The organism is Pseudoclavibacter helvolus, from assembly GCF_049707175.1.
Taxonomy (GTDB): Bacteria; Actinomycetota; Actinomycetes; order Actinomycetales; family Microbacteriaceae; genus Pseudoclavibacter; species Pseudoclavibacter helvolus_A.
On record NZ_JBNAFM010000014.1, the window covers coordinates 39,348 to 54,260 of the forward strand.

At 69.4% G+C, this 14,913-nt stretch carries 15 protein-coding genes; 4 read left to right on the plus strand and 11 right to left on the minus strand.

Features of this window, described 5'->3' with window-relative positions; all coding sequences use genetic code 11:
* Window positions 1–77 precede the first annotated feature (77 nt).
* The 3 genes from ACPYN9_RS12225 to ACPYN9_RS12235 form a co-directional block, all read right to left on the minus strand.
* Window positions 78–578, minus strand: a complete 501-nt coding sequence (locus ACPYN9_RS12225) for a MarR family winged helix-turn-helix transcriptional regulator (RefSeq protein WP_424466804.1) — start codon at window positions 576–578, stop codon at window positions 78–80.
* Window positions 579–599: 21 nt separating this feature from the next.
* Complete coding sequence (locus ACPYN9_RS12230) at window positions 600–773, minus strand: hypothetical protein (protein WP_424466805.1); 174 nt, start codon at window positions 771–773, stop codon at window positions 600–602.
* Between the two features lie 102 nt (window positions 774–875).
* Window positions 876–1,625, minus strand: a complete 750-nt coding sequence (locus tag ACPYN9_RS12235; protein ID WP_424466806.1) for an IclR family transcriptional regulator — start codon at window positions 1,623–1,625, stop codon at window positions 876–878.
* Window positions 1,626–1,805: 180 nt separating this feature from the next.
* Here ACPYN9_RS12235 and ACPYN9_RS12240 point away from each other — a divergent pair, with 180 nt between their 5' ends.
* Window positions 1,806–2,828: a VOC family protein gene (locus ACPYN9_RS12240; RefSeq protein WP_424466807.1), complete on the plus strand. Its 1,023-nt coding sequence runs from the start codon at window positions 1,806–1,808 to the stop codon at window positions 2,826–2,828.
* A 162-nt stretch (window positions 2,829–2,990) separates the two neighbouring features.
* On the opposite strand, the gene ACPYN9_RS12245 is transcribed toward ACPYN9_RS12240, so the two are convergent.
* A complete protein-coding gene (locus ACPYN9_RS12245; protein WP_424466808.1) occupies window positions 2,991–4,250 on the minus strand; it encodes an MFS transporter in 1,260 nt (419 codons plus the stop codon).
* Window positions 4,251–4,489: 239 nt separating this feature from the next.
* On the opposite strand from ACPYN9_RS12245, the gene ACPYN9_RS12250 reads away from it, so the two are divergent.
* Both ACPYN9_RS12250 and ACPYN9_RS12255 read left to right on the plus strand, forming a co-directional pair.
* Window positions 4,490–4,942, plus strand: a complete 453-nt coding sequence (locus ACPYN9_RS12250; protein WP_424466809.1) for a hypothetical protein — start codon at window positions 4,490–4,492, stop codon at window positions 4,940–4,942.
* A gap of 10 nt (window positions 4,943–4,952) precedes the next feature.
* Window positions 4,953–5,195, plus strand: coding sequence for a hypothetical protein (locus ACPYN9_RS12255; protein ID WP_424466810.1), 243 nt, complete (start codon window positions 4,953–4,955; stop codon window positions 5,193–5,195).
* Between the two features lie 33 nt (window positions 5,196–5,228).
* On the opposite strand, the gene ACPYN9_RS12260 is transcribed toward ACPYN9_RS12255, so the two are convergent.
* Window positions 5,229–6,011: an IclR family transcriptional regulator gene (locus tag ACPYN9_RS12260; RefSeq protein WP_424466811.1), complete on the minus strand. Its 783-nt coding sequence runs from the start codon at window positions 6,009–6,011 to the stop codon at window positions 5,229–5,231.
* Window positions 6,012–6,293: 282 nt separating this feature from the next.
* Between ACPYN9_RS12260 and hutH the strand changes: the two genes are divergently transcribed.
* A complete protein-coding gene (hutH, locus tag ACPYN9_RS12265) occupies window positions 6,294–7,874 on the plus strand; it encodes a histidine ammonia-lyase (RefSeq protein ID WP_424466812.1) in 1,581 nt (526 codons plus the stop codon).
* Window positions 7,875–8,064: 190 nt separating this feature from the next.
* Here the strand turns inward: hutH and ACPYN9_RS12270 are convergent, their stop codons facing one another.
* From ACPYN9_RS12270 to ACPYN9_RS12295, 6 genes are all read right to left on the minus strand, one after another.
* Entirely contained in the window at window positions 8,065–8,871 is an 807-nt protein-coding gene (locus ACPYN9_RS12270; RefSeq protein WP_424466813.1) for a nitroreductase family protein, read from the minus strand.
* Between the two features lie 160 nt (window positions 8,872–9,031).
* Window positions 9,032–9,373, minus strand: a complete 342-nt coding sequence (locus ACPYN9_RS12275) for a hypothetical protein (RefSeq protein WP_424466814.1) — start codon at window positions 9,371–9,373, stop codon at window positions 9,032–9,034.
* A 46-nt stretch (window positions 9,374–9,419) separates the two neighbouring features.
* On the minus strand, window positions 9,420–11,084 hold the full coding sequence (locus ACPYN9_RS12280; RefSeq protein WP_424466815.1) for a hypothetical protein: 1,665 nt from the start codon (window positions 11,082–11,084) through the stop codon (window positions 9,420–9,422).
* 97 nt (window positions 11,085–11,181) lie between these two features.
* On the minus strand, window positions 11,182–11,904 hold the full coding sequence (locus ACPYN9_RS12285) for a methyltransferase domain-containing protein (protein WP_424466816.1): 723 nt from the start codon (window positions 11,902–11,904) through the stop codon (window positions 11,182–11,184).
* Between the two features lie 106 nt (window positions 11,905–12,010).
* Window positions 12,011–13,228 (minus strand): type III polyketide synthase, encoded by a 1,218-nt coding sequence (locus ACPYN9_RS12290; protein WP_424466817.1) that lies wholly within the window; start codon window positions 13,226–13,228, stop codon window positions 12,011–12,013.
* A gap of 383 nt (window positions 13,229–13,611) precedes the next feature.
* Window positions 13,612–14,883, minus strand: a complete 1,272-nt coding sequence (locus ACPYN9_RS12295) for a M23 family metallopeptidase (RefSeq protein ID WP_424466818.1) — start codon at window positions 14,881–14,883, stop codon at window positions 13,612–13,614.
* Window positions 14,884–14,913 lie beyond the last annotated feature (30 nt).

Below are 14,913 nucleotides of genomic sequence, written 5' to 3' on the forward strand. Positions count from 1 at the left end.
CGGATGCACAGTGAGCGGATGCACCTGAGCGGATACACACGGCCTCGCGCGCAAGAGCGGTCAGCGAGAGCGCTGCGTCAGCCGTTCGACGATTCGCCGTCGACGACCGCGGTGACCCGGTCGAGGTACAGGGAGACGAGTTTCGCCTCTTGGGGCGAGAGGTCTTCGGAGAGGTGCCGGATCTGCCCGGTGACCGGGTCGATCTCGTCGGCGTCCATGCCGGCCTCCACGGGCACGATGAGCTTGCGGCGGCGGTCGTCCGGGTCGGGAACCGCACGCACGAGGCCGACCTCCCCGAGGCGCTGTACGAGCATGGTGACGGATGCGCTCGACACGTCGAGGTACTCGGCGAGGTCGCTCGGGTTGGTGCGGTCTCCTCGACCGGCACGCTCGAGGACGAATCGCATCGCAGTGCGGTCGGTTTCGCTCAGCTCCCCGGTCGCCTGCCTGCGCCTCCCGAGGCGGGCTTCTGCGCGGCGGAGCTCGTCGACGGCCTCCGACGCGTCGTCACCGGGCGTCGACACGGGATGCTCGCGAGTCGTCGACGACTGCTCGCGGCTGTTCGAGACCTCGGTCATGGGCGCGGGCGGCCGGGCGGATCAGAGGAACGTCGAGACGGCGGCGATGAAGCCGACGCTGAGCGTGGCACCAATCGCGCAGAGAGCAAGGAGCTCTTTGGGGAGGGTGCGCTGCTGGTACGCGTCCCAATAACGGTCAGAAGTCGACGGCTTGACGGACTTCTCTGTGCTGGGGGTGGAGGTAGCGGAAGTCATGTAGTTAGCCTAGCTACATTTATCGGCATCCACAAGGAACGCGCGAGCTTCGCGTCGGTTTCAGACAATGCTCGAGTGCCAACTGAGCACCCCCGGGCACCCTCAGCGCCCGAGTGCCCCCGAGATTCCCCGCGCAGCCATGCGCACCCCGAGCGCAAACTGCGGCTCATTGAGGCGCTCGACGTGCGCGATGATCGACACGGCCGCGACAACCTCGCCGTGCGCATCCACCACCGGCGACGCCATCGAGAACACGCCAGGCGTCATCTCCTCAACCGACTTCGAGAGGCCCGTCGCACGGATCTCGGCGAGCCGACGCCGCAGGGCCTTCGGGTCGGTGATGGTGTTCGGTAGGTACTGGCGCGGCTTCGACGCGACCACCTCGTCGAAGACCTCGAGCGGCGAATGCGCGAGCAGCACGAGCCCAACGCCCGTCGCGTGCAGCGGCAGGCGCGTGCCGACGTCAGAGATGACGCGCACCGCGGCCGGGCCCGAGAGGCGCTCGAGGTAGACAGCACCCAGGCCGTCGCGCACCGCGATGTGCACGTTCTCGCCCGTCGACTCCAGAAGGTCCTCGAGATAGGGGCGCGCGATCGCGCGCAGCCGTTCAACGGTCGTGCGCCGCGCCGCGAGCCGCCAGAGCTTGATGCCGACCCGGTAGGTGCCGGAGTCGGAACGCTCAAGGCCACCCCACTCGACCCAGGATGCGAGCATCCGGTGCGCCGTCGACACGGGCAGGTTCGCCGCCGCCGCGACCTGCGTGAGCGTCAACTCCTCCCGCGCCGCGAACGCGTCGGCGATCGCGAACAGCTTCTGCGCCACACTGCGCTCGTCACCACCGCCACCGGCCATGCCGCCATGCTAACCGCGACCCACTGCATCCACATCGATGATGCTCGGCATCATGAACTTCAGCTTCCCTGATATGTGGATTCGAGACGAAAGTTGTGTTGTGACCAAGCGGGGCGCGCGCACACCGCGGCCGACACCGCCACAGACGCACTGCACCAGACCAGACGAAAAGGATCGATGATGATCAAACTGCTCTCCCACCTCTCGCACATCGAGATCGCGACGCCAGACGTCGAAGCCTCGGTGAAGTTCTACGAGAACGAGTTCGGCCTGCGCGTCGTCGCACGCGAGAACGACAAGGTCTACCTCCGCTCGTGGGGCGACTACTACACGTACAGCCTCGTCATCGCCGAAGGCCCCGAAGCCGCCCTCAACGTCATGGGCTGGCGCACCTCCAGCGCCGAAGCGCTCGACGAAGCAGCCAAGCGCATCGAAGCCGCCGGCGTGCAGGGCACCTGGGCCGACGGCAGCGTCGGCCACGGCAAGTCGTATACCTTCACCGGCCCCTACGGCCACACCATGGAGCTCTACTGGGACGTCGAGAAGTACCAGGCAGACGCCGAGCACGCCTCCGTTTTCCCCGACCGCCCCGAGAAGCGCACCAAGCACGCCGTCGGCCCCCGCCAGCTCGACCACGTCACCGTCGCAGCCTCCGACGTGCGCGGCTTCGCCAAGTGGTACAACGAGGTCCTCGGCTTCCGCATCATGGCCTACACAGTGCTCGACGACCACCCCGTCACCGTCTTCTCCGTGCTCACCACCAACGAGAAGTCGCACGACCTCGGCGTTGTGCTCGACAGCTCGTCGCGACCCGGCCGCATCAACCACTACGCCTACTGGGTCGACACCCGCGAAGAGCTCCTCCAGGGCGCTGACGTGCTCATGGAGAACAACATCCCCATCGAATACGGCCCCTCCATCCACGGCATCGGCGAGCAGAGCTTCCTCTACCTGCGCGACCCCAGCGGCATGCGCATCGAGGTCAACACCGGCGGCTACCGCAACTACGTGCCCGACTGGGAGCCCAACGACTGGAAGCCCTCCACCGGCTCCAACAACCTCTACCGCAACGGCGCCATGCCACTCTCGATGACCGAGTCGTTCCCGCCCGACGCAGCCCACCCCACCGCCACCGAAGAGGGCATCCTCCCCGGAACGGAAGAGGCCATCCTCAACCCCTACGCCGTGCAGGGGCGCGGCTAAGCGGCAGCCGGCGAAGATCGCAGCGCCGGGGTCTCCGACCGGCGTTGCTCCGACCGGCGCCGCGGGTTCCAACCTCGCACGACCAACGCGGGCCCGCGCATCCACCAGGTTCCTCCTTTCCTGGTGGATGCGCGGGCCCGCGTTCGCGAGTGCGAGCGACAGTCAGTCGGCGCCGTCGGCCGCGTCCTCTGCCGACTGCATCGTGCGTCCGTTCACGACGAACAGCCCGAGGAAGGCGAGCGCGACCACCCCTGCGGCGATCGCGAACATGGCCTGCACGCCGACCGCATCCGCGACGATGCCCCCGAGCACGGCCCCGATCGGCATGGTGCCCCAGGCGAGCAGACGGTAGGCGCTGTTGACCCGCCCCAGGAGCGCACCAGGAGTGACGCGCTGGCGGAACGAGACCGTGATGACGTTCCAGATCGAGATCCCCGCGCTCCCCACCGCGAGCGCGGCACCCACCAGAGCTGGATGCTCGGTGACCGCGCCAATGCCGACAAGCACCACGATCGATGCGATCGTGAGGGTTAGGGATGCCGTGCGCCCGATCCCCCGCACGATCGGGGCTGCGAGGGTCGCGCCGAGCACCCCGCCGACCGCGGAGACCGCGAGCAGCACGCCGTAGCCGACTTCGGAGAGCCCGAGCCCAACATCAGCACCCTCGCCGCTGCGCGTCGCGAAGAGCGGCAACACCGTGAAAGCGGCGCTGATGGTGAGGCTCACGAGGCCGACCATGAGCGCGAGCGTGCGCAGCTGGGTGCTGCGCCAGAGGAAGCGGAGGCCCTCGCCGACATCGGCCGCAATGGTCGTTCGCGCGGGTCGGGCAATGCGGAAGGAACCGGGGACCGCCAGCAACACAAGCAGCGCAGCCAGCCACATCGCACCAGGGACGACCAACGCGACCGCCGCGCCCGCAGCCACGAGCACACCACCCAGAGGCGGTCCCACGAACTGGTTCGTTGTGAGCTCGACCGTCGTCAGCCTCGCGTTCGCGCGCACCAGGTCACCCTTGCCCACCAACTGCGGCACGATCGACTGCGCAGAGGTGTCGTACACCGTCTCCATCGACCCGACACAGAACGCGACGGCCGCGAGCAGCCAGACGCTGCCCGCATCCACCCACACGGCGAGAGCACCGGCCGCGAGGACAGCCGCGCGAACAATGTTCGCGGCGACCATCAGGATGCGGCGGTCGCCTCGGTCTGCGATCGCCCCCGCGAGCAGCGCGAACAGCAGCCACGGCAGCGACATGGCAGCGGCGACAAGCCCGAGCAGGAGCGGCGCGTCGGTGTACTGCAACGCGATGAGCGGAACGGCAGTCTTGAGCACACCATCCGCGAGATTCGAGAGCCCCGCCGAACCCCAGAGGCGAGCGAACCCACGACCAAGCGGAGGCCGAGCCGGTCCGCGATTCGTCATTGCACGAGCCTAGGCGGACGCCCGGGAAGCCCCGAACACACAACGCCCGGGGCTGAGGCGAAGCCAGCCAGCGGACACAAAACTCTTAGCGCAGAAGAATCGCCGCGCGCAAGGGTCCCCGGGTCACGAGTTCTGGGCCTTACCCTCAGTCTCGCTCTCGTTCGCGCCGTCCCCCTTGAGCGCAAGCTTCCTCAGACAACGCAGGCACATTCCCCCACCCCTCCCCAGAAGGATCCCCCATGTCTGCAATCGAACGGCGCACGCTCCTGACCGCCGCCTGGACGACCCCCGCCGTCGCCGCCGTCGCCCCCACCGCGAGCGCATCCGCCACGACCCAGATCTTCTCGACGGGCGAAGCCGAGTGCCAGCTCGAAACCATCACCCCGGCGGCCCGCTTCTCCACGACCGGCGAGGTCGGCTTCCCCGCCGGCACCGTCTTCGCGCTCGACGGCGGTGCCGAGTCGACCCAGATCGAACTCCGCGCCAACGGCGAGGTCTACACCGTGACCGGCTTCGGCACCGTCACGCTCCCAAGCCCGGTCGCAGCCGGCGACTTCGTGGTCGTCACCTTCGCCAACGTCGGCGGCGAAGTCACTAGCCTCGGGGCAACCTTCACGCTCCCCGAGGGCTACTCGCTGGCACCGGACTCCGTTGACTCCGTCACGGTGAGCCCCTTCGCCTGCGCGGTCTGAGGACACGGCCATGACTCGACAGGAAGGCTTGGCCCTCGGCTACCTCGTCGCGGGGCTCGCGCTCGGCGTCATCGCACTCATCGCCGACCTCATGGGCGGACCGGCGTACCTCCACGCGCTGACCTGGGTCGGCGGCTTCGCAGCCGGCTACGGCGCCGTCACGATGTACAAGAGCGCGCGGCAGCGTCGCAAACACCCCCTGGGCACCCGCGACTACGAGCCAGACACCAGCAACCCGCCGCACCTCAGCTGAGTCACGGCACCCCGGCTGGGTCACGGCGCGAGATCAGCCGCCGCGAATGCGACGTCTGATCTCCGCCGCCCCCTGTTCGAGCAGTGCCCGCAGCCGCCCCTCGTCCTGAGGTCGCTCATCCGACCACGTCACGGCGATGGCGGCTGCGGGCCACCCGGCATGATCGAGCACCGGCATGCCGACGGACCGCATCCCGATCGACACCTCCCCGTTCTCAGACGCGAGCGCGCCGCCTCGCACCGTGTCGAGCAGCGCCCGGAGCTCGCCCGGCCGCTTCGGCCCGCGCCCCGTGCGGTCGGCGAACGACGACGCGTCTGGGTACAGGGCCCGCACCTGTTTCTGCGGCATCGCGGCGAGCATTGCGCGACCGGATGCGGTGAGGTGCGCGGGCAGCCGAACCCCGACCTCCGCGACGAGCACCGGCCTGCGCGGAGCGCGCTCGTCGACGATGTAGAGCACGTCGCGGCCGCTCATCACCGCGAGATGGGCGCTCTCGCCGACCTGGTCGACGAGGTCGGCGACCACTGGATGCCCGATGCGCGCGAGCGGCTCCTGCCGCGCGTAACCGCCGGCCAGCTCGAACGCGGCCGTGCCGAGGCCCCAGCGCCGCTCGCCCCGAAGGTGCACGACAAAACGATGCTCAAGGAGCGTCGTCAGCAAGTGGTAGACGCTTGATCGCGGGATGCCGAGCTGCGTCGCGATCGTGCTCGCCGCGACGGGACCCCGCTGACGGCTCATGAAGCTGAGGATCGCGAGCGTCTGATCGGCCGCGGGCACCTGGGCCCTGGCGGCCACCCCGCCGCTGCCCTCAGTCACGCGCTTGGCCCTTCGCAGCGGTGGTGCAGACCAGGTTGGCGCAGGCGCTGACCAACCACAGTGCAATATGCCGCCGAAACGGGCCCTCGGGCGCGTTTGGCGCCGAATTTGCACTCCTGTTGGACACGGATCTCCGAGACACCGCGACGGCGGTCGGCGCGGCGACGGTCAGCGGCGCGCGGGGGCGCCGGTCGGCCCCTCGGTCCGCGCTGTCTGAGATCACAGACAGAGAGTCTCCTCGCCCGGCAGACGCCGCGCAACGGGTGAGGTGGAATCGACTTCATGAGCACAGCAGCGCCCTTCACCAGCCAGAACGATCCCTCCCGCCCAGGGCACGTCACTCTCGGCCTGCGACCGCTCGAGCCCGGCGAAGTTGTCGCGGTCGCGCGGCACGGCGCCCGCGTCGACGTCGCCCCCACCGCGATCGCCGAAGTCGGGCGCACGCGCGAGCTCATCGAGCGCCTCGCCGACGACCCGAACCCGCACTACGGCATCTCGACCGGGTTCGGTGCGCTCGCGACGACCTTCATCGCACCGGAGCTTCGCGTGCAGTTGCAGGCGAGCCTCGTGCGCTCGCACGCGGCCGGGACGGGCCCGGAGATCGAACGGGAAGTTGTCAGAGCGTTGCAGCTGCTGCGCCTGCAGACGCTGGCGACGGGGCGCACGGGCGTGCGGCCGGTGGTCGTCGAGACGTACGCGGCGATGCTGAACGCGGGCATCACCCCGATCGTGCGGGAGTACGGCTCGCTCGGCTGCTCCGGCGACCTGGCCCCGCTGTCGCACCTGGCGCTCGCCGCGACCGGCGAGGGCACGGTGCGCGACGCATCCGGCACCGAGGTAGACGCCCGGGACGCGCTCATCGCATCCGGCATTACGCCCCTGGTGCTCCGCGAGAAGGAGGGCCTCGCGCTCATCAACGGCACCGACGGGATGCTCGGGATGCTGCTGCTCGCCATCCACGACCTCGAGATGCTCCTGACGACGGCCGACCTCGCCGCCGCCATGTCGGTGGAGAGCCAGCTCGCGACCGACGCGGTGTTCGCCGCAGACCTGCAGGCGCTCCGTCCTCAGCTGGGGCAGGGCGACTCGGCCGCGAACCTCCGCCGTTTCCTCGCCGAGTCCCCGATCATTGCGAGCCACCGGGGCGCCGAGGACGGCCGCGTGCAAGACGCGTACTCGCTCCGATGCTCACCCCAGGTGCACGGGGCGGCTCGCGACACGGTCGCGCACGCCACGCTCATCGCATCCCGGGAGCTCGCATCCGCCGTCGACAACCCGGTGGTGACTGTGGATGGTCGGGTCGCGTCGAACGGCAACTTCCACGGAGCGCCGGTCGCGTACGTGCTCGACTTCCTCGCCATCGCGGCCGCCGACGTCGCGAGCATCTCGGAGCGGCGCACCGATCGCGCCCTCGACCCTGCCCGCAACCGCGGGTTGCCGCCGTTCCTCGCGCACGAGGTCGGCGTCGACTCGGGACTCATGATCGCGCAGTACGCGGCGGCCGGCATCGTGTCGGAACTCAAGCGGCTTGCGGTGCCGGCGTCCGTCGACTCCATTCCATCGTCGGCGATGCAGGAGGACCACGTGTCGATGGGCTGGTCCGCGGCACGGAAGCTGCGCCGCGCCATCGACGGACTCGGCAGGGTGCTCGCGATCGAGGTGCTGACCGGGGCACGTGCTCTGGAACTCCGGGCTCCACTCGAACCAGGTCGGGCGACGGGCGCCGTGCGCGACCTCGTCTCGACCGTCTCACCCGGCGCCGGCCCGGACCGCTTCCTCAGCCCAGAAATCGAGGCAGTTGCCGAGCTCGTGCTCTCCGGTGAGATCGCGCGAACGGCGCTCCAGAATTCCGACGTGCGCTAACGAATCCGCGGGAGTCCGAGGCGCGGTTCTGGGATGCGGACGACCGAGGCGCGAGGCGGCGACGCGGAGGTCCGCGACGCGGTTGAGGCGCGGAGGTCCGCGACGCGGTTGAGGCGCGCGGGTCCGCGCCTCGCTTGAGCGTCGCCGTTGCGCACCTCGGTTCAGCGTCGCGAGCATCCGCCGCCCGCGGTCACTGACCGGCGGGCGCCTCGTCCCACCCCTGCTGCGGGGTCTCGCAGGTGTCGCGGAACACGTATTGCGAGGGAAGCTTGCGCTGGTGGGAGGACCAGTCGATGGCTGGGCGCCGCTGTTCCTTGGGGAGGTAGCCGAGGCGGTAGACGGCCATGAGCTCGAACTCGTCGGGGACTTTGAGGAGGTTGACGATCTTGTCCCATTGGCCCGGCACTTCCATGGGGAAGGACACGAACTGGATGCCCATGCCGATTTCGCCCGTGGTGAGCCAGATGTTCTCCATGGCCGCGCCCATGCTGAAGACGGAGTAAAACGACGACAGTTCGCCGGGGCGGTACTCGGCGCGGTCGAGCATGACGCCGAGCAGCAGCGGGGAGCCGGCGACGAGTTTCCGGTTCTCTTCGCCGAGGGTTTGCGGCACGCGGAGCGAGTTCATGAGGAACTGGCCGCGCTTCGTGAAGACCTGACCCGTGAAGGGGCGGAGCGGTGCCGGAAGCTTGTCGAACAGCATGCCGTCGCGTCGCTGTTCCATCTCCTCTTTCGAGAAGCGGAAGTACGGCTTGTAGCGTTCGAAGAAGGTGCCGTTGCTCATGGCGGTGGTCATGCTCTCGCCGCTGATGCGGGCGATCGCGTCGATCGTTTCGCGCGCTTCGACGACGACGAACCGCCACGGTTGGCTGTTGAGCTGCGAGGGGGCCCGGCTGGCGACTTCAATGAGGAGGCGCTGATGTTCCTCGCTGACGGGGTCTGGGAGGAACGGGCCGTTGGTGGTCTTGCGGCGACGCAGCACGTCAAGGAATTCCATGCGCAGAGTCTGGCGCATCCGCCTGAAACAAAATCTCGGGCCGTGAGGGAGGGTCTGGGTAAGAGGACCTTGCCTGAGACCGCGGCGGGCGCAACTCGCGCGAGCGCGATGGTGCGAGCTTGAAGGTTCGCGCGGGACGGTTCGCGCGGGACGGGTCGAGTTAGTTACTCCGAGCGGATGCGCGCAGCGCGAGCGCGTAGAAGGGGGCCGCGGCGAGGGCAACGGCCGGGTGTCGTCGTGAGTGGGTTCCGGCGAAGGGGATCGCGGCGAGCGGGACGGCGGTCGGGAGGAGAAGCGCACCGGCGCGGCGGTTCCGCTCGTCTCGGCTCGTGAGGAGCGCAATTCCGGCGGTGAGGGTGAGCGCTGACGTGCAGATGTAGAGGGCGTGGTGGATCCAGTGCCAGCGTCCAGTGCGAACGACGCCAGTGGCGACGCTCACTCCCAGGGTGCAGTTGGCGGCGTAGCTGGTCGTCGCGGCTGCCAGCAGCGGGGGCACGTTCACCGGGCCGACGCTACACGTGCGGCCTGAAGGCTCCGCCGCCAACCGATCAGGGCGCGGCGACGTACTGCTTCTCGGACCCATCTTCTGCCTCGAACATCAGCGCCCAACTGTTCTGCGCTTCTTCTTGGAAATGGATGTTGCCGGTCACCGTCCCGCCGGGTGGAACCGGTTCGGAGAGCGGGAAGCTCGGCTCGGGTGCCGGCAGGAGCAGCGGGCTCCGGGGGCCAGCGTTCGACCAGTCCGGTGTGAAGTAGAACGTGGGCTCTAGGTCTCGTGAAAACATGATCGAGGAGCCGTCATTCTGCGCTGTGAGGCTCACCACGACGCCCTCGTCGACCGCGCTGTCGTCGACGCTGGCGACGGTCACGGTCCAGCCCTGGAACTGGAAGGCCTCGCCGACCCGCCACGGATTCTCCTCGCCCCCGCGCGGCGCCTGACTCGGTGACGGCGAGGAAGAGGGCGGCAGCGACGTTGACGTCGACGGGACCCCGCCGGGCGTGTTCGTGGCCCAATCGGGGATGACGGATGCCGAGCCGAGCCGCACGTATTTCGTCTCGAAGCCGACTCCTGCATGCGAGTCTTCGACGCCGCGGGATTCACCGCGCATCCGAAGCGTGAGGTCGTCGGCCGATTCGGTCAGGCCTTCGGGCGTCACGACCGACCAGTGAATGCGCGTCGGCACCCCGACTGTGTAGGTGGTGGTGGCACCCGCGACGCCGGGCACGATGCTCTTGTCTCGGAAGAGACGGAACGTATCGCCGAGGGTCTCGGATTCGATGGACATACTCGGCAGCGGGTCTCCGATGGTGCTGACCGTCGTCAGGGGCTCGAAGGTGCCGCTCACCACGGTGACCGTCTCGCCGTCGGCGACGGGGAGCGCGCCATCGCCAACCGAGTCCGCCCACTCGCTCCCGTCGAAGTTGACGAGATCGATGGTCACCTTCCACTCCCCGACGACGACGGACTCGCCGACCGCGACGGGGTTGTCGGCTCCGCCCCGAGCGGCCGCGGCATCGGCTGTCTCCCGTGCCTCCTGCCACAGGGCACTGCCGGCCTGCACCGCTCCGGTCGCCACGAGCGCGCCAGCGATGACGAGCGCGGTGATGGCGAGCGGTTTCGGTTGACGAGCCCACAGGGCGACGGCCGCCAGCAGCACCGCGACGGCCCCGATAAGCACGCCGAGTGGCGTCACGCTGTCGGTGTCTTCGTAGTACCGCCAGAGCGCGCCGACGGTGAGTTCGCCGAGGCAGCTCAGCAACGCGAGGATGAAGGCAGCAAGCGCCCAGCCGAAGCGACGCCGCGGTTGGCTCCCGCGTGCCGGTGCGGCTGGCACGGTCGCCGCCGGCGCCGCTGCCGCTGCCGCTGCCGCTGCCGTGACCGTGTTCGCGCCGCGAGCATCCGGCATCTCCACCGGCTCCCCATAGCCGTAGGGATCTGCACCCTCAGCCCCGCCCGCCCCCTGGTCGCCTTTCGGATCGCTACCCTGGCCGCCGCTCGGTGCGCCGAATGGTTCAACATCGCGATCGCCACCCGGGCCACCGACCGACCGTCTCAGCGCATCGCCCACATCGTGCCCGCCCGGAGCCGCCGGATCGCCCGCGTGTGCTCCCCCGCCTGGCCCCTCCGCCTTGCTGGTGCTGCTGTCTTGCTCATCCCCCTGCATAGTGCCCATCTTGATGCAGACCACCGACAAAATCGTGTTCGCCGGCACCGTGCCGCTCCACGACGCCCGGCGCGCAGCGCCAGCACTGCACCGACGCCACGCCAGCACGCGCCAACGCCCCGGCAGCACGGGTCCATGCCCCGCGTCAGCCCTGCGGCGTGAGGGTCTCGTCCCGGGTCAGCAGCAGCCGGTACGGGAACCGGCGACGCACGATCCACCCTGCCGGCACGACCGCCTGCAGTTCCGGGGCCGTGTAACTGCGGCGAATCGACAGCGTCCCGTCGTAGTGCACGAACGACCCCCGATCGAGTGGCTTCGTCGCAGCATTGAACGCGGCCAGCGCGAGGCGCCCGCGCTCAATGTCGCTGTGCAGGCTGAGCGGCGCGAGATCGGCGCTGTCCGCGAGCAACTCGGCACGCGCATCCGCCTCGAGGTGGTGCAGCAGGTGGTTCGACGTGACGATGTCGAACCGCTCCCCCGCGTCGACCAGCTCTCGGCTCGATGCCGCCCGGAAGTCAACGCCGTGCCCCGTCAGCCCGCGCGACTCGACGAACTCGTGCGCACGCTCATCCGGGTCGATGGCTGTCACGCGTAGCCGCAGCCCGTCGCGCGACGCCCAGCGCGCCAGCGCGAGCGGAATGTCACCACCGCCGAAGCCGATGTCGAGCAGCGTGGATGCGCGCCGCCGGTCAAGCACGGGCCGCACGTCGCGCAGGTAGACGCGACGCCAGCCGGCGACAAGTGCGTTCACGGCGCGGAACTGCGCGTAGGTCGCGAAGAGGCGATCCTGATCGCAGTTCGGGTCATCCATGAGCTCCAGCGAGGTGGTGTCTCGGGGCAGTGGGAAGAGCGAACGGGATGCGCTCACTGTCGCGACCCCAGGGGCCCGCGACGTGGGCGCTCAGGCTGGTGCGGCGCAGGAGCGGCTGGCCTTGCGAGGGTGGCGCCCGCACGGGCTCGGCGCCTCTCGCGAGTCACGCGCGCATCCGCGTGAATCGCCCGACCTCGACCGTGAGTCCAGGGCCGAACGCCATGGCGCAGAGCGCCTCGCCGGCGTCCTCCGGCGGCTTGGCAGCGGAACCCGCTGGATCCCCAGAAGGCTGGGAGCCCTGGGACCGCTGGGAGCGTTCTGCACCCGGGACGCCCCCTGAGCCCGAAGCATTCTGAGCACCCCCAGCACGCGCTCCCCCTTCGGCGAGGAACCGCTCGAGGATGAACAGCACGGTCGCGCTCGACATATTTCCGTAGTCGCGCAGCACCCCGCGAGACGCCGCCAGCTGCTCCTCCGTAAGGCCGAGCGCATGCTCGACTTTGTCGAGAATGCTGCGCCCACCCGGGTGGATCGCCCACAGCGGCGTCCTCGCCGGCACGGTCGGGGCGAGCAACGGCGCGACGACGTCCTCGATGGACGCGCCGATGATGCTCGGCACGTACCCCGAGAGGCGCATCCGGAAGCCGCTGTCGCCGATCGTCCACGCCATCTCCGACTCGCCCTCGTCGGTGATGGTGCTCTCGAGCGCGTCGATGCTCAGGATGCTCGTGCCGGCCGGCGCGGGACGTGCGGTCACGAGGGCCGCCGCGGCGCCATCGGCGAAGACCGAGGTGGCGACGATCTGTTCGGGGTCGTTGGAGCTCGTCAGGTGGATGGTGCACAGCTCGACGCAAACGATGAGTACGACCGCATCGGGGTCCGCGCGAGCAAACGCATCCGCCGCCCGGAGCGCGGGGAACGCACCGTAGCAACCCATGAATCCAAGGTGGAAGCGCTGCACTCGAGGAGACAGGCCGAGGCCGCGAACGATCTCGTAGTCGGGTCCGGGCGCGTAGAAGCCGGTGCAGGAGACCGTGACGACGTGCGTGATGTCGCTCGCCTCCAGGTCACTGCCGGCGAGCGCGGCGCGCGCGGCACCGAGCAGCAGTTCCGGCACGCGCGCGGCGTACACCTCATTGCGAGCGCCGGTCGACGCGTCGAGCACGCGACCGTCGGCGACGAGGGCCGAGTCCGCGCCGCCGGCGAGCGCATCCACCACCGTGTGCCGACGCTCGATCGCGGAGCCGTCGAAGGCGGCGCCGATGAGGCGCGCGCCGAGTCGGTTGATGCCCGGCTGGCCGGCGAACAGGTCGCGGGCGTCGGTCTGGGGCAGCACCGTCGGGGGGACGGCGGTGCCGATGCTGCGGATGTGCACGCTCACGGCACGACCGTACGCCCAGCATCCTGAGAGCCGCCGCGAGGCTGAGCGGGGCGCGGCGGGGCGAAGCGGGGCGAGGCGGCTCGGCGCGAGCCTGCGGCATCGCTGCCAGAGATTCGGCCCTTTAACCCGCCCCCAAAGCGGCACTTTTGCTGGCAGTGACGACAGGAGCGCACACCGAAGCGGCACTTTCGCTGGCAGTGACGACAGAAGCGGACCCCAAAGCGGCACTTCGGCTGGCAGTGACGACAGAAGCGGACCCCAAAGCGGCACTTCGGCTGGCAGTGACGACAGAAGCGCACACCGAAGCGGCACTTCGGCTGGCAGTGATGCTGTGGCGAGCGGGCGCCAAGAGAAGGCACCCCACGCCCCGCCGTCTACCGGCGCTAGCCGCCGGGGTAGGTCATGAGGTCGCCGGTGAGCGGCACCTGGCCGGACCGCTCCCCTGCATCGGCTTTGTCGACCTTGTACGCCTTGCCCTGCTCTCCGTCGTTGAGCGCGGCCTGCGAGGTGACCTGCCCGTCGCGCGTGAAGGTGTCGAACACGAACGGCAGACCGTTGGAGGCGAGGGGATTTGGGGAGTCCATGATGTGGAAGTGGAGGTGCGGGGCGTCGCTGTTTCCGGTGTTGCCGAGCAGGCCGAGCCGGTCGCCTCGGCTGAGCTGTTGCCCCACCTCGAGCTCGAAGGGGTTGCCGGTCTTGAGGTGCGCGTAGAAGGCGTAGTTGCCGCCGCCGATGTCCTGCACGACGTAGTTGCCGCCGTATTCGTCGAGGGTGAGGGTCGGGCCTGGCGCGGTGCCGGCCTTCTGCTCTGCTCGGTTGCTGGTGATGGCGACGATGGGGCCGTCGGCGACGGCGATGACGTTCTCGCCGAAGCCCGGGTAGCTGCGCGCGTTGTCGCGGGCCCCGTCGTAGAGCTTCATCGTCGGTGTGAGCTTGACGTAGTCGATGGCCCACCGTTCCGGGGCCCAGTAGGTGCCGTTGATGGGGCTGACGGCTCCGCGGTGCGCGGTGAGGCCGCAGCAGCCGTTGGCGTCGAGCCAGCCGCTGCCGGTGAGGGGCGGCCCGATGACGGCCACGTCTCGCTTGTCGACGCCGATCGCCTGAGTGGTCTGCTCGATGGTCTTCTCGTAGAGGGGCGGTTGCGCTTTGGGCATCTCAACGGTGACGGTGTGCTCGAGGCGGTCGGGGACGTCGGCGTCGGATGCGACGGTCGCGTCCATCCATACGGTCGCGTTCTGGCCGGGCCCGAGTTCGAGGCCGCCGCCGTCGGTAGTGCCGGCGACGCGCATCGAGTCGTCGAGGTCGTCACCTTCGAGCTCCTGGAGCACGGTCCCGCCGGCACTCGCTTCGACGACTTTGATCTTCACTTTCGACGGCGCCCCGTTGGTGAGCAGCAGTTCGTAGGCGAGGTGGATGCGCGCGTCTGTTCCGAGCACGGGGATCGGTTCGGCGAGCGCTTGGACGACGACGGGTGTGAACTGCTCGTCGGTCGCACCGGGGGCTTCTTCGGCGGAGGGTGTCTCGGTGACCGCGGGAGGAGCATCCGCCCCGATCGTGAGGGCGGGGCTTGCCGAGCAGGCGCTCAAGGCCAGGAGTGCCGCTGCCGCCAGGGCGGCCGCCAGGAGACGCACGTTCCCTGCCCGAATGCCAGTCATAGGCAGAGTTTAGGCTCGCGGGAGGGGGCT